General features: G+C 54.5%; 13 protein-coding genes, 2 tRNA genes and 2 pseudogenes. 3 read left to right on the forward strand and 14 right to left on the reverse strand.

Translation table 11 applies throughout. The features are described from left to right. Positions 1–261: 261 nt before the first annotated feature. From tatC to KRAC_RS61885, 3 genes are all read right to left on the reverse strand, one after another. Positions 262–1,095 carry a twin-arginine translocase subunit TatC gene (gene tatC, locus KRAC_RS18055; protein WP_007909470.1) on the reverse strand — a complete coding sequence of 278 codons (834 nt, stop codon included), beginning with the start codon at positions 1,093–1,095 and terminating at the stop codon, positions 262–264. Positions 1,096–1,124: 29 nt separating this feature from the next. Beyond that, positions 1,125–1,394: a twin-arginine translocase TatA/TatE family subunit gene (tatA, locus tag KRAC_RS78320; protein WP_007909471.1), complete on the reverse strand. Its 270-nt coding sequence runs from the start codon at positions 1,392–1,394 to the stop codon at positions 1,125–1,127. Positions 1,395–1,489: 95 nt separating this feature from the next. Then, positions 1,490–3,058 (reverse strand): MauE/DoxX family redox-associated membrane protein, encoded by a 1,569-nt coding sequence (locus KRAC_RS61885; RefSeq protein WP_007909472.1) that lies wholly within the window; start codon positions 3,056–3,058, stop codon positions 1,490–1,492. Between the two features lie 320 nt (positions 3,059–3,378). Here KRAC_RS61885 and KRAC_RS78325 point away from each other — a divergent pair, with 320 nt between their 5' ends. From KRAC_RS78325 to KRAC_RS71350, 3 genes and pseudogenes are all read left to right on the forward strand, one after another. Next, on the forward strand, positions 3,379–3,513 hold the full coding sequence (locus KRAC_RS78325) for a hypothetical protein (RefSeq protein ID WP_007909473.1): 135 nt from the start codon (positions 3,379–3,381) through the stop codon (positions 3,511–3,513). 1,265 nt (positions 3,514–4,778) lie between these two features. Next, a pseudogene (locus KRAC_RS79515) lies at positions 4,779–5,939 on the forward strand (RNA-guided endonuclease TnpB family protein). A 269-nt stretch (positions 5,940–6,208) separates the two neighbouring features. Beyond that, positions 6,209–6,529 (forward strand): hypothetical protein, encoded by a 321-nt coding sequence (locus KRAC_RS71350; RefSeq protein WP_157506782.1) that lies wholly within the window; start codon positions 6,209–6,211, stop codon positions 6,527–6,529. A 52-nt stretch (positions 6,530–6,581) separates the two neighbouring features. Here the strand turns inward: KRAC_RS71350 and KRAC_RS18080 are convergent. The 11 genes and pseudogenes from KRAC_RS18080 to KRAC_RS79015 form a co-directional block, all read right to left on the reverse strand. Next, positions 6,582–6,653, reverse strand: a tRNA-Glu gene (locus KRAC_RS18080). Between the two features lie 266 nt (positions 6,654–6,919). Further along, positions 6,920–7,008 (reverse strand) — tRNA-OTHER (locus tag KRAC_RS18085). A 19-nt stretch (positions 7,009–7,027) separates the two neighbouring features. Then, positions 7,028–7,156 carry a hypothetical protein gene (locus KRAC_RS78340; protein ID WP_274532127.1) on the reverse strand — a complete coding sequence of 43 codons (129 nt, stop codon included), beginning with the start codon at positions 7,154–7,156 and terminating at the stop codon, positions 7,028–7,030. A gap of 101 nt (positions 7,157–7,257) precedes the next feature. Next, positions 7,258–7,920, reverse strand: a complete 663-nt coding sequence (locus KRAC_RS18090) for a response regulator transcription factor (RefSeq protein WP_007909481.1) — start codon at positions 7,918–7,920, stop codon at positions 7,258–7,260. A gap of 7 nt (positions 7,921–7,927) precedes the next feature. Then, a complete protein-coding gene (locus KRAC_RS18095) occupies positions 7,928–10,057 on the reverse strand; it encodes a sensor histidine kinase (RefSeq protein WP_007909483.1) in 2,130 nt (709 codons plus the stop codon). A gap of 93 nt (positions 10,058–10,150) precedes the next feature. After that, on the reverse strand, positions 10,151–11,440 hold the full coding sequence (locus tag KRAC_RS18100) for a hypothetical protein (RefSeq protein WP_007909485.1): 1,290 nt from the start codon (positions 11,438–11,440) through the stop codon (positions 10,151–10,153). A 2-nt stretch (positions 11,441–11,442) separates the two neighbouring features. Beyond that, entirely contained in the window at positions 11,443–12,072 is a 630-nt protein-coding gene (locus tag KRAC_RS18105; RefSeq protein WP_007909488.1) for a hypothetical protein, read from the reverse strand. 334 nt (positions 12,073–12,406) lie between these two features. Further along, positions 12,407–15,028 carry a family 43 glycosylhydrolase gene (locus KRAC_RS18115; protein WP_007909489.1) on the reverse strand — a complete coding sequence of 874 codons (2,622 nt, stop codon included), beginning with the start codon at positions 15,026–15,028 and terminating at the stop codon, positions 12,407–12,409. Between the two features lie 51 nt (positions 15,029–15,079). Next, positions 15,080–16,174 carry an MFS transporter gene (locus KRAC_RS18120; RefSeq protein ID WP_007909490.1) on the reverse strand — a complete coding sequence of 365 codons (1,095 nt, stop codon included), beginning with the start codon at positions 16,172–16,174 and terminating at the stop codon, positions 15,080–15,082. Positions 16,175–16,206: 32 nt separating this feature from the next. Beyond that, on the reverse strand, positions 16,207–17,061 hold the full coding sequence (locus KRAC_RS18125; RefSeq protein WP_007909491.1) for a MerR family transcriptional regulator: 855 nt from the start codon (positions 17,059–17,061) through the stop codon (positions 16,207–16,209). A gap of 438 nt (positions 17,062–17,499) precedes the next feature. After that, a pseudogene (locus tag KRAC_RS79015) lies at positions 17,500–19,159 on the reverse strand (nuclease/transposase family protein). Positions 19,160–19,976: the final 817 nt, after the last annotated feature.

Raw genomic sequence — 19,976 nt, forward strand, 5'->3', positions numbered from 1 at the left:
AAAGGTATAGCCTTCATGGACTCCCTACGCCTATCTCAATATTTGTACCTATATAAGATATCGCTAAAGTAGCCTATATTGTCTCACTATTTGCTTGGTTTTTATCATTTCTCCTATTTCGAGGCTTTAGCCCTTATCGCTATCGGCCTCTGGAAACCCCTGGCTTTAGCCGTGGGGAGTCGTCACCTTCTTCGCTCTCTCGGCCTGCACAGGCTTTCACGCAAAGTGAGGGAGAGCCCTGCTTAGAGTGATAACTCACTGCTAGCTCTGTGCACGCTCATTACGTTCACGCATACGCTGAGTGAGCTTGATTAAACCAATGGACAACTCGAACAAGCCAGACATAGCCACGCCCAGGAAGATTGGGCTGTAGAAATCGGCCCCTGGCGTCAGAAATGTGGCAGCAATCCACATCCCCACATGCGAGGCGGCCCGTTTCCGGCTCAGGGTCTCCGCTGTGATAACCCCAATAAGCGAGAGGAAAGTTAGGACTAGAGGAATCTCGAAGACAAGGCCAAAGGCCAGCAGGAATAACGCGACGAATTTAAAGTAGCTACTGACCGAAATCAGTTCGGTAAAACTATCTGAGGCAAAGTTCACGAGCCAATTGACCGGGTAGGAGAGGACAATATACCCCAGCACCAAGCCGGCTAGAAAGAGCAGGAGGCCTGCAACGATAAACGAGACAGCGTACTTCTTTTCGTGCTGATAGAGGCCAGGCACAATAAAGGCCCAGACCTGATATAAAATCACCGGTAGCGCCAGGACAAAACCGCCAACGAGCGCAAGCAAGAGATGGGTCGTAAAACCTTCTCCGATCCCCGTAACAACCAGCTTAACTTTACCCCCTCCCAGCGCGTTCGCCGCCGCAGGCAGAGGCCTGGTAAGAAAATCCATGATCTGTACGCGAAAGAAGAAGGTCACGACAGTACAAATGACAATAGCAATCAACGATTTCACAATGCGCCAGCGGAGCTCTTCGAGATGATCGAGCAGTGACATATTGGAGAGTTCGCTGGTATCAGCTTCCTCGCTTTCAGAGACAAGGTTGCCCGGTATCTCCAGGGGATCATCCTCTATTCTTCTCGTTGCCATAAAACCTCTCCCCACACTGACAAACAGGCTTAATTAGCCCGTTTGTCAGCGTCGATCTCTTTGCTAGTATCATGAATGCTCGTCAGGCTATTCAATTCCTTGTGAGGGTCCGGCAGCGCCTCTTGGGTTTCCGGCTCAGGCGTTTCCTCAGCTTTGGGATTTGCGATCTCATCCATGCCTTTACGGAGCGCTTTAATGCTCTTCCCGATGGCTGAACCCATTTCGGGCAGCTTTTTGGGGCCAAAGATCAGCAGCGCGACGACGAGGAGGATGATCAATTCTGGCATATGAAACCCCATAGCGATGATCCTTTCTGGTAACCAGATTCTATACCATATAATCCAGGCGCGAGTTGCAGCACTCCCGCTCCAGGCGCTATATTCACTGGGAGAGGCTAGCTTTGCAGCCTGCTTCTCCCTACAACGAGCTTTATAAGATCTAAGCGCGCTCGTGGTGATGGGACCTCTTCTTTGACATGGCCAGCAAGCGCCAGGACATCAGGAGCCCCTTCCGCCAGAGCAGAGGCAATTTTCCCCTGGGCATCCACTAGCATTGCCGTCGGCGTCCCATTTGAGCCAAACAACATTCTCACAGCGCCCTCTTTATCGAGCAATACAGGTGAACGCAAACCCATAAGGCGATTTTCCTCTGCCGTCCCGTCTGAGATGACGAGGAGCCTGGGCGCTCCCTGCGGAGGATTGGCTTCCCATGCTTTCAAGTCTGAAAGCATGCTCTTACAGAAACCGCAGCCTGGATTCCAGAAGAGCAGCAGGGTGAGAGTGTTACGAAAAGCGCTCAAGGATACTGGCTCGCCTTTAAGGTCAGGAAGACGAAAAGCGGGGGCCTGTGTTCCAATCTCAAGGACTGAAGGTTCTGGCTGGGCTCTGCCACCGTTGCCCAGAAGCACTACAGGTGGCTGACGCAAGCTTGCCGCTCTAGAGACCAGGGTTTGAATATCCTCTGAACCTACAACAATAGAGCTTTCGATGAAGCCATCAGGGCCAATGAGTACCGCGCTTGGTGTTCGTTGCACATCGAAGAGAATATCTATCTCATTCAAGCGCTGGAGCACGATACGCGAAATTCCATGCTCGGCTGCTTTGGCGGAGTTCTCTTGAGTGGAGCCGTGGCTAAGCAAGGCAATGGTCAGCTTATCCGCGTAATCTCGTTGCCAGCGTCCAATCTCCGGCAAGAGTTCGGAGCAGGGAACACAGGTAGAACTGGTGAATATGAGCACAACTGGTTTTCCAGACGCGCACAAACCATCGAGCGAGATCTTTTTCTCATCGAGGCTGGTCCCAGAAAAAGCTGGAGCCTTGGCACCGACTGGCAGACCCGTTACCGACCTTTCTCTTTCTGGCATCGCGAACATGAACCCCTCTTGTGCAAGTCGGCTCTCTGTACGCTCAAGGCGCAGGAGCAGCCGCCCTTGCTGACCCAGGGCATGCAAGAGAAGCCAGCCCTCGCCAGCTATCAGAGCCAGCGCGATAACAGCGGCAACGAGTGTGAGCTGTTGTGCCAGGGGCAAGGTTGTAAACCAGCTTGTAGCACTCAATCCAGTGCTAACACGTCCAAACCAGATGACAAAAGCAGCACCTAGCACTAACAAAATGTTGCGCACAAGCGTCGAGGTTCCCACCGGAGCTGAGTGCAACTGACCGAAACAATGGCAATCTGGCCTACGCCCAAGCGCCAGGTTGTAACTGATACCCACGATAAACATGAGCAGGAGCGCGAATGCTCCTATCGCCCCATACCAGGACCACGTTCGGGGAATAAGGGCTACGGCAACGCCAATTTCAACGATTGGCAGTACTATCCCCATCAACCCGGCCAACGCTTCAGGTACACCAAAGTTGTGGAGGGCCTTCTGCGAACCAGGTAGATCGGCCAGCTTGGCGAGGCCTGCTATCAGGAAGACGACCGAGAGCAGGAGTCGTAGAAGCAGGAGAGTAACAGCCATGAATTCATCCCCCTTTAGACCTGGATATGCTTTATTAAGAGATGGGCGCTCCGTGAAACACCCACCTCCCTTACTCGTTTGATCGAGTGTGAAAGGATCAATGGCAGAGCGGTAGTCGTACTGCCTGAGCAGCCACGATAACGAGATTGGTGAAAAATCCCGGCCCTACAGCACTACGCACATTTCCCGCCAGTACAAGTTTTGGAACAGCACTCAGCTGGAGCGCTACAACTGAAGTTCGTTGCTCGACAGCTACACGTGCCCGAACTTTTGTCACAGGTGTATGTGCAGCAGTCATTGTTAGCTTTACAGGAAGCCCCGTGACCTCCACAAGCCTCTCCCGCTGCCAGTGCGGTACCAATGCTCCCCAGGCCAAGCGCACCGCCTATGGTTGCCACAAAGAGCGCTTTGATTGTCTGACGACGGGATGTACTATTGGCCAGTACTTTGGTTAAATCGTCGAAGTTGTTTGATGCCATGTAACTTTCCCTTCTTTACGTTTAGAATCTGAATGCTTCAGCAGTGTAACAGGCAACGTTACGCTCCTGGAAACGCTACCTGAATACAGGTAGGATTGGTGATAATGCGTCCTAGTATCCTTACCCTCGACACAGTAACTTTCTGGTCAAGTCGTCAAAATGGCTGGATGCCATATGTTTTCTCCTCTTGTCGAGAGTAAGTAATGGTTCCTACCACAACCCGCGCTTAACCGCAGAAAAAATCGCCCCCTGTACTTGTAAATCTGCAGACCTTTGAGCAACAGTCGTTATCATGCTTACAACGACCACTATGTAGGCAACCGACTGCTCCTGCGATACGAACTCCGCTAAAACCGAGCGCCCCTCCCAGGGTACCAACAACAATAGCTTTTATTGCTTGTCGGCGTGACGTGCTACGAGCTATAGACCTGGTCAACTCGTCAAAATGGCTGGATGCCATGCGCTTTCTCCTCTCCTCGAAAGCCAACAACGGAGAATGCTCACAGTGCTTTCCATGCAGCTCACGCTCAAGCGCAGACTAATCCACCCGCCACACCACTATAGAAGCAGCGCTTTGAGCAGCAGTCACTGCTATGCACACAGGTGGAAGCACTGCTCTTGCACCCTGCCGCTCTTGCGGTATGAATCTCACCAAAACCAAGGGCTCCCCCCAGGACTCCAACGGCAAGCGTTTTTAGAGCCTGTCGACGGGATGTACTGCTGACTACAACTCTAGTCAACTCCTCAAAACGGTTTGCGCTCATCCGCTCTTCCCTCTCTAATGCATGAAACACCAAAAGCTATAGCTAAACCCTACGGTCCTTGCGATACACTTATCTATTTACACCACCCTTACAAACTCAAAAATACTCCCGACGATGAGAGAGAAGACCTTCACCAAAAATAGCAGGATAGATTCTGCTATTTTTGAAATACCCGGCAAACTCTATCTCTAATTAGGCGTCAGAGGACCCCTTGCTTCTAGCTCTGCCTTCTATACACATTTAACAAAGTGATTTTGCCACTTGGCTGAAGAAGCTGTCTTGGAAAGAAGAGCTGGCAAACAGAGATGTGAAAGCTCAAGCTTCCCGTCCCGCATCTGATGCTGCCTCCCATTTGCCAATGTTAAATGCGTATAGAAGGCAGGCTTCTAGCTATGGGGATGAATGACGCCATTCCTTTCTTTTGACTTTTCATCCTTTCTTTTCACATTCTACATGATATATGCTAAAATGTAGAATGTGAAACAGAAACGCGCCTACAAGTACAGGTTTTATCCCTCTGACGAGCAGAAACAGATTTTTGCTCGTACTTTTGGTTGTGTTCGTTTCGTCTATAATTGGGCGTTGCGTAAGAAGACGGATGCCTTCTACAATGACAACCAACGCCTCTACTACAAAGACCTTTCTGCTCTGCTCCCTGACTTGAAAAAGCAGAAAGAGTATTCATGGCTTTCTGAAGTTGCATCCGTTCCTTTGCAGCAATCCTTGCGTAACCTCGATAGAGCCTTCATCAATTTCTTTGAAGGTCGCGCAGAGTATCCTACCTTCAATCTGCTACCTATGCTGGCACGGCCTTCACATGGCGCAATGGGGCTCTTACACTCGCTAAGATGAGTGAGCCACTTGATATTCGCTGGTCGCGTCCTCTTCCTGATGATGTAACTCCTTCGAGTGTGACCATCACCAAAGACTGTGCTGATCGCTACTTTATCAGCATTCTAGCTGAAGATGAGATTGAACATTTACCCTCTAATGAGAATGCTCTTGGCGCTGATCTTGGCTTGAAGTCCTTTGTGGTTCTCTCGACTGGTGAGATCGTGGGCAATCCCAAATTCTTTCACAAAGATGAGAAGAAGCTTGCCAAAGCACAACGTCGTCATGCCAGGAAGAAAAAGGGCTCAAAGAATCGAGACAAGGCACGTCTCAAGGTAGCGCGTCTTCATGCCCGTATCGCTGATCGTCGCCGTGACGCGCCTGCACAAGCTCTCGACACGACTGATCCGTGAAAACCAAACGATCTGTGTTGAGTCGCTGGCAGTCAAAAACATGGTCAAGAACGAGAAGCTCGCCAAAGCGATAAGCGATGTCGGATGGTCTGAGTTTGTGTCCCAATTGGAATACAAAGCCGACTGGTATGGTCGAACCCTGGTCAAGATTGATCGGTGGTACCCTTCCAGTAAGCGCTGCTTCGAGTGCGGTCATCTTCTCGACGCTCTCACGCTTGATGTGCGTGAATGGACCTGCCCTGAATGTGGTGTCCATCACGACCGTGACATCAATGCAGCAAACAATATCCTTGCCGTGGGACTCACGGTCCATGCCTGTGGAGAGAGCAGAAGACCTGGAGCGGTGAAAACCAAACCAGGCAGTTCTCGACGAAGCAGGAAAGCCTCGAAGTGATTCGAGGAATCCCCCGGCTTTAGCCGTGGGGAGGATGTCAATGCTATCAATACCATCATCTAATAGTACTCTTCTTAATTCCAATCGTTTCTCTTACTCATCTTCACTTTCTCCTTCAACTTCCAGACCAAGACTCAGAGCTTGGTTCAATCTTTCGATAGCATCTCGCTGCATATTCGGCAAAACATGAGAGTATATATCAAGCGTCATGCTAATCTGACTATGGCCCAGCAACTCTTGTACGACCTTCGCCGGAGCGGTTGTACGTAGTGCCGCGGGGACCCCTGCCCCACCGCCGCGTACAAGCGCCGCCCCCCAGTCCGCCACACCACCGCTCCACCCTCGCAGGCCAGCGTTACAGCCACCGAGTGGGGGGCGATGCCGCCCATTGCGGGGATGATGAGCACTTCGTGCCGAGAGCGACCAGGTACTACATTGAGTGCGTCACCGCAGGCCGGTCGCTCTCGCTCTGCGAGTCTATCACCCCCACAATGGGTCGGGCCCGGCGGCATCGCTTGCTCTCCCCACTCAGCACGCTTCAGCCTGGTCGCTCGGCGAGGTCATGCCTCAAGGCTCCCAAGAATGCTTGAGTGCCTTCGGCAGCCCGTCGAAAGCACCCCACCGAGCGTTACGGCACATTAATAGCCTCAAAGGGAAACGAACCCTCGTCAGAAGATTGAAAGTCTCCTATGCTAACCTTTACACAATGAGGCCAAGTAGGATCACCTTTCCCTGGTTCATATCCTAAAAGAAAGAAAGAAAGAAAGAAAGAAAGAAAAAGATATGGATGAGTTCTGTGTCGAACTTAAATTTGATAAAGAACTTCCCTGTCTCGTCTGCGGAACGCCGACAAACTGTGGTGTAGCCTGTCGCTCGGAGACGCAGGGCATCACAGGACATGAGTTCAGCCAAACATGGATACTTAACCCTTACTGCGAGCGGCGTACTGGGTGTAGAGACAAAGTATGGGAAAAAGTGAGAACCCTGCGACTGGACTCGAACCAGTGACCTCTGTACGCGATTGCAGCTCCGCACTCTGACAGTGCTCCGCCACCTGAGCTACATGGGGAAATCGGTTCGTTTGATGTCTAGCCATCAACAATCGTGACCGTCTCACCCAGAGCGTCCACACGCATTCTCACCGGATAGGTGGCAGGACCCGCAGCCGTGTCAAAAAGAAGCGTCACCCATCCTCGTGCATCCACTGATTCAACCAAGGCATACACTCCACCCATCCACCTCAAAAAACAATACTAGGAGCGTATTGTTTGAAAAATGACATGATGCCGTTAAAGTGATTTTCGGGAGTCTCTCTTGCCTATGTCCCCCAACCAGCTTCTCGAGCGCGGATAATAGCCTGGGCACGCGTGGCAACCTGGAGTTTGCTGAAGATATTAGAGACGTGATTGCGCACGGTTTTGGGGCTGAGCACGAGGCGCTCGGTGATCTCGCTGTTGGTAAGGTGCTGAGCAATCAAGGCGAGGATCTCTTGTTCGCGTTCGGTCAGTTCAGGGAAAGCCTGGGCAGGGGGCGCGGGCAGGGGTGCGGAAGGTTTGAGCATGGCAAAGTAGGACATCAGGCGTTTGGCGATGGTAGGCCCGAAGATGGCCTCTCCCTGACTCACGCCGCGAATGGCGCGCAGGATTTCGGCCTTGAGCGCGCCTTTGAGAAGGTAGCCACGCGCGCCAGCCTGCAGAGCGGCGAAAACGGAGTCATCGTCTTCAAACATAGTCAGCACGAGGATGCTGATGTGCGGGCTGGAAGCAAGGATGGAGTGTGTTGCCTCGATGCCGTTGCCATCGGGCATATGCAGGTCCATCAAAATAACGTCAGGCTGCAGGTCTGCAACCCTGGCAATGGCCTCTCTGCCTGTAGCGGCCTCGCCAACAGTTTCGATGTCGCCTTCCGAGCGCAAGAGCGCGCGCAAACCTTCGCGAAAGGGTGCGTGATCATCGGCAATCAGTACGCGAATTGGCTCCATAGCTCAATTACTCCTGCTGTTCTGTTTCAAGTGGCAGAACCACGTTTACACGGGTTCCACCCGATGGCACGTTCTCCACGCTGCAAGAGCCGCCCAGCTCAGCAGCTCGCTCGCGCATAGAGCGGATGCCTACGCCCAGCGAGGGCTCGGCGGGCAGGCCGCGCCCATCGTCCCTGATCGCCAGGTTGAGCGCGTCGTCACAGTCCAGCTGGATCAGGCACGAGCGAGCGCCCGCATGGCGCATGACGTTGGTGAGCGCTTCCTGAATAATCCGATAGGCCGCGACCTCGACCGCGGCTGAAAGCTCCGGCAGGTGTGAAGGCGCGTCGATAGTCACGCGCAGGCCGGTATGCTCGTAGTGCATGATCTGAGCGCGCACAGCGGCGATCAGGCCAAGGTCATCGAGAGCCGGCGGGCGCAGATCATAGACCAGGCGGCGGATATCGCTAATGGCCGTCTGGGCCTGGTTGACCAGGCTTTCCAGCAGGAATACGGCCTGGTCAGGTTCCGTTGAGATAGCATCGCGGGCCGCTTCGGCCTGGAGCGTGATCGTGGCGAGGGCGGGACCAAGTCCATCGTGAAGATCGCGGCGCAGGCGACGGCGTTCCTCTTCACGAGCCGTCACAAGTTGCGTGCGAGATTGCTGTAAATCGCCGGTCAGGAGCTGGAGGTCGGTGGTGAGGCGAATGGCGTGCGCGGCGATGCCCGCCTGACGCGCCAGGTCATTCAACAACTGGCGATCAGCGGCTGAGAATGGTTCGGCCGGTCCACGAGGCGCGAGAATGAGTTCGCCAATCTGCTCACTCTGGTAGGTAAGCGACAGAGAAAGAGGCTTCTCTCTCAGTTCGCCATAGGATGCTGTGGTCAAGAGTTCGCTCCCCTCTTTCAAGGCGATCGCGACATAGGGCAACTTGAGCGCCTGGGCAACTGTCTCCACAATTGTTGGCAGAACTGTTTCAGGGGCCAGCGCCGCTTCCAGGCGGCTTCCCAGGTGCGAAATAACTTTGTACGGATCGTTGCGTTCCCCATACAGCAGGCGATTGACGACCTGCTGGAGACGTTCGCGCAGCGGCTGAAAGAGGACCGCGACCAAGCCGGTCGCCAGCAGCGAGATAAGCAGGTTGCCGCTGGCTTGCAGCAATGCGCCAAGCCCGACAACGACCAGGACATAGAGGGTGACCACGCAGGTAGTGAGTGCGCCATAGACCAGTGCGCGTTTGATGATGATATCAATATCCCACAGATGCGAACGCAGGATGGCAACGCCGATAGAGAGCGGGATAAGCGAGAGAAAGACGTAGAGCAGGCTACTCCCAATCAGGTCGGGAATGATCGGCAGCGGGACTAGTGATGCCACGATCATCAACGAGAGAAAGCCCAGCAGGGCCAGAGAGAGGCCGAAGACGACCCACTTCGTTTGCCGGCGCTGCTCAAAGGTGGAGACGCGTCGATAGCGATACACCTGGGTAACGACCATGCTCAGGAGTAGGCAAAGAAAGATCACGAAGTCGGGGCCGGAATTCGTGGTGATCATACCCATAACCAGATTTTTGACGGCCCAGTACAGCACCCAGACCAGCGCGATCCAGAACACCCAGCGCGGTGCGAAATGTCCCGAGGGGAACAGGTAGAAGAAGAGGCCAATACAGCAGTTGCCGAAGAACGCCATCACGAGCGAGAGAATGTAGAGAACCAGCGAAAGCGATGGCTCCGGGTTAAAGCCGCGGAAGATCGCGCCAAAGGTCACCAGAGACAGAGAGCCTAAGAGCGCTATCCAATCGTCGGACCGGCACCAGAAGATCACCATACCGACAGCGATATAGATAAATTCAAGAAAGATCGACCACGCGACGCCCTGATAGGCATAAAAATCGAGAGAGAGGCCCAGGTGTTGCAGTTCGCGCGCCTGGACCGCGGTAAGGCTGCTATTGTTGCTACAATCGGCGGCGGAACAGACGACGTGGGCATCGGCGAAGATGAAAGGGATGCTGGAGATGAAGAGGCCGACAGACAGTGCGAGCACAACCACCCAGAGCGTCCTGGCCAGGATCAGCCAGCCTCCTCGCAGACGCGCCTCAGCCTGACTCTGCGCGCGTTGAGGCGCGCCTGACTGCGTGTGAGCCTGGTCCAGATTCATGTTGCCTACCCGCCTTTGCTGGAAATCGATTAAACGCGGCGATTGTTTGCTCTTCATTCTACCCAAAGATGGGCTGCGTGTATAGTGTCGGGGCTACATATTCGCGTCCGGTGCTCTTTTCGGACCGATTTTGCAGAGCCAGAGAGAGATGCATTCAGGCTGCATCGTCTCCTCGATTACGGTTACCAGATGCTCGCTCAACTGGTTTAGATCGACCTCGCTTCGCAGGGTAGCGCTGAACGTCTCCAGCGTCCTGGCCGCGTCGTACTTGCGGCGATAGAAGCGGCGATCAATCAGCGCCTGGATACGGCGGCGCAGAGGCTGGAAGAGGAGCGCGATCAACAGGGTAGAGCCGACAATGGCGAACTGGTTCCCGCTGAGAAAGATTTGCAAGATGGCCTGCAAGGCGAGAATACTGCCGCCATAAATCAGCGCCAGAGAGACGGTCAGAATACCGTAGACCAGCGCGCGATTGATAATAACATCGATGTCCCACAGGCGCGAACGCAGCATGGCAACGCCGATGGAGAGCGGGATAAGTGAGAGAAAGACGTAGAGCAGGCTACTCCCAATCAGGTCGGGAATGATCGGCAGCGGGATCACCGATGCCACGATTATCAACGAGAGAAAGCCCAGCAGAGCCAGGGAGAGGCCGAAGACCACCCATTTCGTTTGCCGGCGCTGCTCGGGCGTTGAGACGCGCCGGTAGCGATAGATTTGCGTGGCTACTACGCTCAGCAGCAGGCCAAGAAAGAAGACAAGATCCAGGCCAGAGTTGGCGAGAACCGTGCCCAGAATCAGAGTTTTGATAGCCCAGTAGGCCACCCAGATCAGTGCGAGCCAACGTACCCAACGCGGAGCAAATGCTCCGCTGGGAAATAGATAGAAAAAGAGACCGATGCAACAATTGCCGAAGAAGGCCATCACGAGGGCCAGGACATAGAGAAACAGAGAGGCCGAGGGATCTGGATTGAAGTCGCGAAAGACCGAACCAAAGGTCACCAGCGTCAAGGAACCTAAGAGCGCCATCCAGTCGTCGGCTTTGAGCCAGAAGATTATCACGCCGATTGTAACATAGACCACCTCAAGGAAAATCGAGAGTCCGACACCCAGAGCGCCATAAAAATCGAGAGAGAGGCCCAGGTGTGCGAGCTGGCGCGCCTGGTTCACCGTGAGACCGCCGCTGCATTCGGCGGCGGAGGGGCAGACGATATGGGCGGCGGCGAAAGCGCCCGGGATGCTCGCGATAAAAGTGATCAGCGCCGCAGCAACCAGGAGCAGCCAGAGGATTCTGGCAACCAGGAGCGGCCTGCCCTGCAAATGTGATATCGTTGTGCCAGGCTGCCGGGAAGGCAGGCCCTGGCTCGATGATGGTTGAAGCATATTTATCCTCTTACGCTCGCTGGTAAAACAGCAGCACTGGCCGTGGCATCGGCCTGCTTCGGCCACAGACCGATGGTCAGCCAGATCAGTCCGATCAAGACGATCACTGTGCCCAGATCACCGATGGGACCCTGGAAGAAGCCACCGGCGAAACTGACCAGGGCGCCGATGATGAGCGCCAGGCCAGACCAGCGAGGTGAGGTGGCGGAGCGCAGAATGGCGATGCCCAGCAGGACGCCGCCTATGAGCAACATCAGGCCGTCAATCGTAAAGAAGATGAACAGTGGGGCCGGAGGCGGGCCGCTCACGAGCGACGGGTCTTTGACAGCCAGGTAGGGAAAGACAAAGGCGAAGATGGGCTCCGTGGCCAGGGCCATGAGGAAAAAGAGCGACGTGCAAACAGATCCGATCAGCCCCAGAACCCCAGTTCTCTGGTTGCCTCCAAGAGAGACGCCGGGCAGGCCCAGCACTACCAGCATCGCGCCAGTCAGGCGGATCAGGGCAGTGGCAACGCTGAGCGTATCAGCCGGACCGGAGTCTACAAAAAAGCCCGGCACAATGCCGACGATCACGATAACGCTGCCAGCGAGCAGGCTCAGCCCGCTCAAACGCTTTAAAGGAGTTGATAACATGGGTGATAGCCTCCTTGCAGGTTTTTCCTGCTTCCCATTGGTATGCAGGCACGCAGCAGGGCGTGCCTGCGAGAGCCGCGCCGGGTACAAAAGCCGATGCTACATTCACAAGTGAAACGTTTTTCATATCGCTACTTCAATGGTACTGGAGAGGCTATTGCCTTGTCATGGGACAACGACCCAATTCTTGCGGGCTATTTGTCCTATGGAGAACACTCAAGCGGGATAAATGTCCCAACGAGAGGGAGGCCCAGGATACGCATAAAATGTATCGCCATGAGCGATTTTTACGCGTATCCTGGGCCTCCCTTATATGATTCGGGGTCAGGGCTAACTAGGGTTGATTATAGACGTGGACATAATCAAAGTACGCGGGAATGGTATTGACAGGTCCAGAAGAGAAGCCAAACAGGCCAATCTTGATAGGGTATGCTGACGATACTGGGCTAAGATCCCATGCATTCCCTCTGATCCAATGAACGCCATCCACGCTGCTATAGGGCGTATAGACATTCCCATCGCGATAGATGCGCAGCCAGGTGATAACAGTCGGCTTTGTCGCCGTACTCCCGTTCTGGGTCGGTTGGGGATTTGAGAGGTAATCCCAACTCTCACCTTCCAGCGGACATTGCTGCGTGGTATAGGCCTTGACAGCAATGTTGCTGGTGGGCGATGGCTGCACATCGCAGGTCTTTTGATCGCCTGGAGTGGGGTCCAGCGTTTCATGACCAGCGATGACTTTGTTTAACGATTCATGGTGCGTCACGCCAACTTTAATATAGTGATCATCATCACTATAGATGAGCAGGCCTGCTTGCTGGTAATTAGTATTTGGATCAAACGTGAGTTTGGTTTCCATCATATAGTTACCGGCAGGCTGATTCTCTAGCAGAAGATTGGTTGCACTGTTCTGATTGCGATAAAGATCACCATTGATGGTGATTGAGAGTTGTCCATTGACGAACGTGTGCCGGATTGCATCTTCATGTGCCCATGACCACTGCGGTCCCAGTCTCCCGTTGAACTCGTCAGAGTACGGCGAGAGCAGAGTACCAGCCTGTGGTGTTTGCTGTGGTGGCGCGACATGATGATTCAAGGGTGCAGTAGCAATATTGTCGAAGTCGGCCTGCGCATTCTCAGTGATAATGCCAACCTTGCTATCATTCACACGGAAGGAAGCAGGTAGCATTCGCTCCTGTACCGCGAGCGGATCGCGCTGCGTGTCAGAGAGCGTAAAACGCAAGCGCGCCTGACCTGACTGGCCGCTTTCATCATCGATGATCAGGTGATGCCAGTCTGAGGGATCGAAATTGGCAGGCAGCGGCGTGACCTGCTCACCCTGGATAGCGTGTCCATTCTGATAGGGAACGGTCACCAGCGTATTGTGAGCGGGATCAATGAAGGCCGCAATAAAGGCAGAGTTATTGTCTCCTTCCTGGCGATAAGAGACTACTCCTCCATAGCGCCCGGCAGGTCCAGCTTTTTCCAGCCTGAGATCTAGCTCTGTACGGTAGCCCTGGGGAATCGTCATCTGGCTGACGAGCAAGCCTTGACCATTCGGCCCTGTTTGCGTGACAAAACCGCCTGTGGTGGCATCTCCCGCATTGCTCTGCCAGTTTCCGCTCAGCCTATTCCAGTTCACATTCAAAGAGCTGGTTGTCGCATTAAAGTTATCACCAAAGGTTGGCGTGGTAACTGGAGCAACATTGGTGAGCGATGGCCCCTTGCCATCGTTAACAATCGGCCAACCATCCGCCGTCCAGTCCACGCGATCCATAAACAACTGACGGAATGAGATGCCTGAGCCTTTTACCCAGCCATCATTCTCATCGACACCATGATAGATGATCCAATCCTGCCCGGAGAGATCCGTAATCATGGCGTTATGTCCAATACCTCGCCACTTGTTACCATTCTGCTTGAGCGTGGGGTAGCCACCGCCCTGAGCTCCACTGTTGACGCCGGCGGGATCAATAGAAGGGCGCTGAGTCGGTACAGGCTGTGTGGATGGCGTCTCCATAGGATAGCCATTCTGATCGATAAACGGTCCTAACGGCGAGGTGGCGCGGCTAACAACGACGCTATAGGGGCTTTCGGGGCCATTGCAACAATTGCCCGAGGAAGAGAAGTTATAGTAATACGCCTTGCCGTTGACATCATGGCGTATCACATAGGTACCCTCATAGCGGTCCCAATGTCCAATCTGGTACGAAGGTCCGGTCACTTGCAGACCGTCAGGTGCTAATTTCTGGACCAGGGTGCCGCCGAAAAAGCTGCCATAGTACATATAGCGCTGACCATCGTGGTCGGTAAAGACGGCGGGATCGATAGTCCAGTAGTAGCAGTTAGGGTCGGTATTGAAGACACAGGCACGTGGGGGAACAATCGGCCCGTGCTGGAAACTTCCACCAGCTGAAGGGCCCGCGTCCTGCCATGGCCCAGCCGGGCTATTAGCCACCGCGACGCCTATTGAGCTGGGACCAGCCGTCGTGCCATACTTGGGCAAAGCCTTAGTATTCGACACGGTATAGTACATATAGTACTTATGATTAAAATACTGGATGTCAGGTGCCCAGAGGCCAGCAGTGGGATCAACCCAATCGGGCCGAGTCGGGAACGCATCGCCCACAAATTGCCAGTGAACGAGGTCCGTTGAGCGCTGGATGGGAAGAATATGGAACGAACCATCGGACCAGAGATCCGAGGTCGCAACGACATAGTAATATCCATCAAGCCCCTTGGTAATCGTTGGATCTGCGGCTGTCTGGGCAATGATCGGATTGCTATAGGTATTGCCTGCCTGCTTATTTGCTTGTGCCTGGGCGCTACGCGTTACGGAAGCGGCCTGGGCACTGGCAGAAAGCGGAAACAACAGTAGCATGATCAGCAGAGCAATGCTATAGCGGGGGAAACGTTTCAATAGCGACGATTTCGCTATTGCAAATAATCGTGGCATGTGCAACTCCTTTGCCTGAGGATGCCTCCTTGCAAGTTCATCGTCTTCGTTTTACAACGTTGTAAACAAATGTAACATGCAAAATTTGTTTTTGTCAATATAGCGTCCTTGCAGATGTGCAGGACTGCTCGCTGCCGCTAACGCAATCGCCGTCGGATTTGCGATCAGACTCGCCAGGGTATTGACCACAACGGTCACAAACAGATAGGGGAGGAGCAAGGAGCGGGGGAGGAACAGAGCCAACGCTAACAAGGCGTATCCCAGAGCCCGTAGGAGGCTGGCAACCGCCAGGGAGCGTGTGCGGCGATACGGCTCGAGAAGCCGCATCACAAGAGTCTGGGTCACGATCAACAGCCCGGTACCGAAGGCGGACAACGTTCCAAGCACCACCGTCGAGAGGTTCAAGGTCTCGGTTATGTAGAGAGGCAACCCGGTAGACAGCAGAGAGAGCGCGAGGGTGAACAGGACATTGCACGCCACCAGCACGAGAAATGGACGGTCGGAGAGGACCGCAAGGGAGCTGATCGGCTTGAAGCTCTCACGACGCGGGCGAGGTCGTCGTGGTGATTGGTGCAGGAGCAGTAGGGCTGAAAGCCCGAAGCTGAGCACATTCTCCACAATGAGTACGTGATAGCCTATGGTCCCAGCGAATGTCACGAGAAAGCCAGCCAACAAGCTGCCAACCCCAATGCCCAGATTCTGCGTCGCCCCGGTCAAGCCATACCAGCGGTCGCGCTCGTCGGGGCTGGCGACTTCAGTGATCAGGACACTGGATGCCACATAGAAGAGGCGTGCCCCTGCCATTACGAGGAAAGCCGAAACGCCCAGTACAGCGATACTGTGGACGACGAGATAGCCCAGGAACCCCAGCGCCTGGAGCACCTGAGCAGCCACAACCATTGGCTTTGCCCCCAAGCGATCAACAAGGGTGCCCATGAGCGGGATCATCGGCAAAGTCAGAGCTGTCGCGATGGAAAGAGCTACGCCAATGGCTGGGAGGGCGAAGCCAGCAACCCGCTGAAAGTACAACAGCGAGAAGGGCAGGTACAGCCCGGTTCCCAGCGCATCGATCAGGTAGGCCACCACGAGAGCCCCATGCCCGTGCATCTTCGGCAGGCCAAGCCGCTGTGCCAGCGTTGCAGACATCTTCTTTTCTCCTTCAAAGAACATTTGGGTGGTCAGAGAGAGCGCTGCTTGCTGTGGAGCAAGTCGTGAGAGGGAACCGCCTTTTCCACCGGGAATTGCATTTCCGTCACGCAGGAGGCATCGTCGTGAGAGATGGGGAGGGTGGTATGCAGAGAGACTTCTCGTGATGGTCCAATGATCCGGTAGCCATTCGCCTCGATCCACGTGAGGATCACCTCCTGTGCTTCGACGCGCGTGGTACCACCACCCTGGTGGACTATGGTTGCCATCAGAGCGGCGGGTAACTCGTGAATGCGCACCCGTCCGCTCTCTGGAACCCGATGGCGCAACGCAACCGCAGCGGCCCTCTCAATGTCCTGGTCTTTGTACTCATCGTCGTACCAGATGACGAATGGTTGCCCGGCACAGTTCTCATGCTCCTCAAGCGCGGCGTACACTTCCGCATACAGCAGACTGATCTCATTGTGTGTGGGAAGCGTTGCCCGGACAGAGGCGACCAGCAGCGGTTCGACGTGCTTGAGAATGACATCATACGTGGACAACGTTTCCTCCTGTTCAATCTGTTGCAAACGTCCTTCCACCTCGACGAGTTGACTTTGCATCTCGCCCAGCTGTTGGCTGAGCTGGGCATGACGCAGACGCAGCATGCCACGCATCTGCTCTGGCGTTAACCCTTCCGTCAGCACTACGCCAATCTGCGCAAGCTCGAAACCGAGGCCCTTGAGTGCCAGGATGCGATTCAAGCGCGGCAATTGGCTGGCAGAGTAGTAACGATAGCCGGTGAAGTCATCTACCTCGACCGGCTTGAGAAGACCTACTTGATCGTAATAGCGCAAGGTGGGAACCGGAACCTGCACTAGTTTGGAGAATTCCCCGATCTTGAACATCGTTGCCTCCTTTACTCCATACAACGCGGCTTTGCCAGGAGAAGCTTCCAGCGCCGCCGTAGCGGGGCAGCTCCTTTTTTCGTGTGATGGGTCGAACGAACCGTTCGGACGCGCGCCAGCATGTTTTGCCGAGCATACTGTTCGTGACATCTGGGCTGTCAACAGGATTTATCACCTGTTTGGAACAAGACAAGCCAGATAGGCCGATACCATCGGTTTTTGCTGCTGCTCCTCTGTTCTGATCAAAGGATACACTCTCAAGTGGCTTGAGAGTCAAGGCTCCTCTTCCTTGGAGTGGGTAAGGAAGGTGGCGTAATGACCAGGAAGCCGAGTGAAGTTGGGTTCTGTCTGTTGTCGTAATCTGGTGCATTTCTGATTGCGGGATCAGGAGTTGATAGACGCTCCAGATAGACAGAGGATGATGCTTTCGACAATTTGCTACTCTGAAGACTCCCCGTGCGAAAGCAGCGGGGGTTCTGAGCGTTCCGTCCACGCTTCCAGCCTTCCTGCTTGGGCAAGAGAGGCTGGCTCTTGTGTGGGTTCCCTCAGACTTTTGGGCAGACGCGCTCTGGCTCGAGTCACACCCAAGCTTCGGGGCAAGATCTGCCCCTCTTTCGCGCGTTGTGCTGTACGCTCGTGTGCTGCCCGCAGGCGCGCCTCCGCACCTTCCCAATACTCCTGGTATCGGGCACACGAGGGAATGGGGTCTGCTGGATCGAGGGAGGCGGCAAGAAACGCCGAATACAGGTCACGTTGCACTGGCCCCACGCCACATGCACAGTGATGCCAGCGCTGAGAAAGCGGCTTCTTGACCCGTCTGCCGCAGCCGTGACACCATTGGCTCAGCGCCGTCGTGCGCGTAGGAACTTCCACCAGGATGCCGCCCGTGCTTGCAACGGTGCGCCTCAACAGTTCCACAAACATCCCAGGTGCTCGCAGTCCCACACTCTTGCCAAACTGCTTCTGCCATGCCTTGTAGGAAATCTTTTCGATGATGATGGTGCTGCCAAGCTTCACTACCTGATGCACTTTGCGCCCATGCAGGCTCTTGCGGTGCGCTGCCAACGTGCGCTCTTTGGTGGCTTTGCGTCGTCGGGTGATCTGGTAGCGCTTACTCTGCTTCCAGCGCAGCTTTTTCTTGCCTTGTTTTTTGATGTGCCCCTTCTCGTCGTAGTGCTCGGGATTAGCCGCCCTTCGTTGCCGCTCCATCTGCCGTTGCAAGCGACGAATGGCACGGGCCTCGGGAGCTAGTTCTGCGCAGAACACCTCCAGGCTTGCCTCTCCCTCCTGGGGGAAGAGAGCCAGGGTGGAGGGACCAAGGTCACCGCCAACGATACTCATGCCAACCGTGTGCTTCTTCTTCTGGTGGGGCTTGCCTTCCAAAGCGAGTTGCACGCGCGTAGCGATCCCCATGGGCATCAGCGCCCGCCGCTCTGGGGCTGCTGGCGGGACGTTGGATGAGGCGAGCGTACTTGATGCGGTGCCTGAGCCCATGGGTCACCACTTCATCCTTCCAATCGATGAGGGCGGGCAGCTGGTCTCCGTTCCAGAGCAGATACCCTGCGTTTCCCTCCTCGGGTGGTTGCAACACAAAGCGCAGGCTGGTATCGTTGCGTTTGTTCTCGATGCTGGAGAAGCCACATCCTCGGCTCTTAAAACGCACCCGCTTTCCTTTCCCCAGGCAGACGCGATTGAGGGCGCGATAGGCGCGAGTGGCCAGGGTTTGGGCGAGGACCGCCTCGATATGCTCGGCAATCCAGCCGACGCGTAATCCTTTGACGGCTTCATGCAACACTGCTTCGGTGAAGCCATACGCTTTGCGCAAGGCGGAGAAGGCGGCGGCCCGTTCGGCTTTCTGGGTGCGAGGAATGGTACGAGCCACTTGCCAGGCAGGGTCAGACCGCATGCGACGCAGGCGCTGTTGGCCTTGGGAGAGGATGGCATTGTAGAGTTGACGAGCAGCTTCCAAATGGGCACGCAAGCGGGAGGCTTGCCCTGCATCGACGAGCAGGGGCAGTTCGAGCAGGAAGGTGGGGGTGGCAGGCCGTTTCTCCTGCTGTTCCTTCTTCTTGCGTTGTCCCCGGCATGTCTTTGGCATCCCCGCTCCTCCTTCAATCTCATACGTGCGATCGATCCTCGCACGGCTATTGTACCAGAGAGTCGGGAAGAACACAAGTTCTAGAAGACTGGCTTTTTCCGGTCCTCACGCTCACGCGGGGGAGGCGATTCATCCCCGGCATCAATGACCGGGGCTTTCTCGCCACGTTCTCTGTAAAATTATCAGGTGAAATTGGTCGTTTTTCTCGAATGATCCTAACGGTTTTTCCTGTATTGCCTGCTCTCGACTTCTGCTCGAGACCGCACATGACAAATCAATGAAAGCTTCGTGTCTTTCCGGAAAGACACGCCTCATTTCACCATAGTCATGATGCAGGATTCGACCGGCTTCTTTCCAAATTTGACAGTGTCGTGTGACAATCTGAGGTAGTTGAAGCAGTCACATTGATGCGCAAGCTGTCACCAGTATGACAAACGCTGAGGGAAAAGAATAGAACAGCACTACGCATTTTTTTGTATACATGAAAAACGGAAGAGCTACGCTCCCTTTCCTCTTTTTTACATAAATTTACAGTTTTTTGCATGCTTATAACGTCGGTTATCTGTGGTCTCAGTTCTGACAGAACCTAATGATACTATTGGAAAACTTCATCGGAGCGGATTCCTTTTCCTTATGGGAGCACCGTATTATCTGGAGCAAAAACCTACGATAAGCTGCGAATCCGCTCCTCTGGCTTGTTCTCTAGAGAGATCAAAAGCCACTGGCGCCTTCAGTGTCTTCTAATACGCTTTTTTCTTCTCTTTTATCGCAAAAGCGGGAATCTGAGGAGTTGTATGAAGTCTTAGCGTAGGTTTTG

The sequence above is a fragment of the Ktedonobacter racemifer DSM 44963 genome (assembly GCF_000178855.1).
Taxonomy (GTDB): Bacteria; Chloroflexota; Ktedonobacteria; order Ktedonobacterales; family Ktedonobacteraceae; genus Ktedonobacter; species Ktedonobacter racemifer.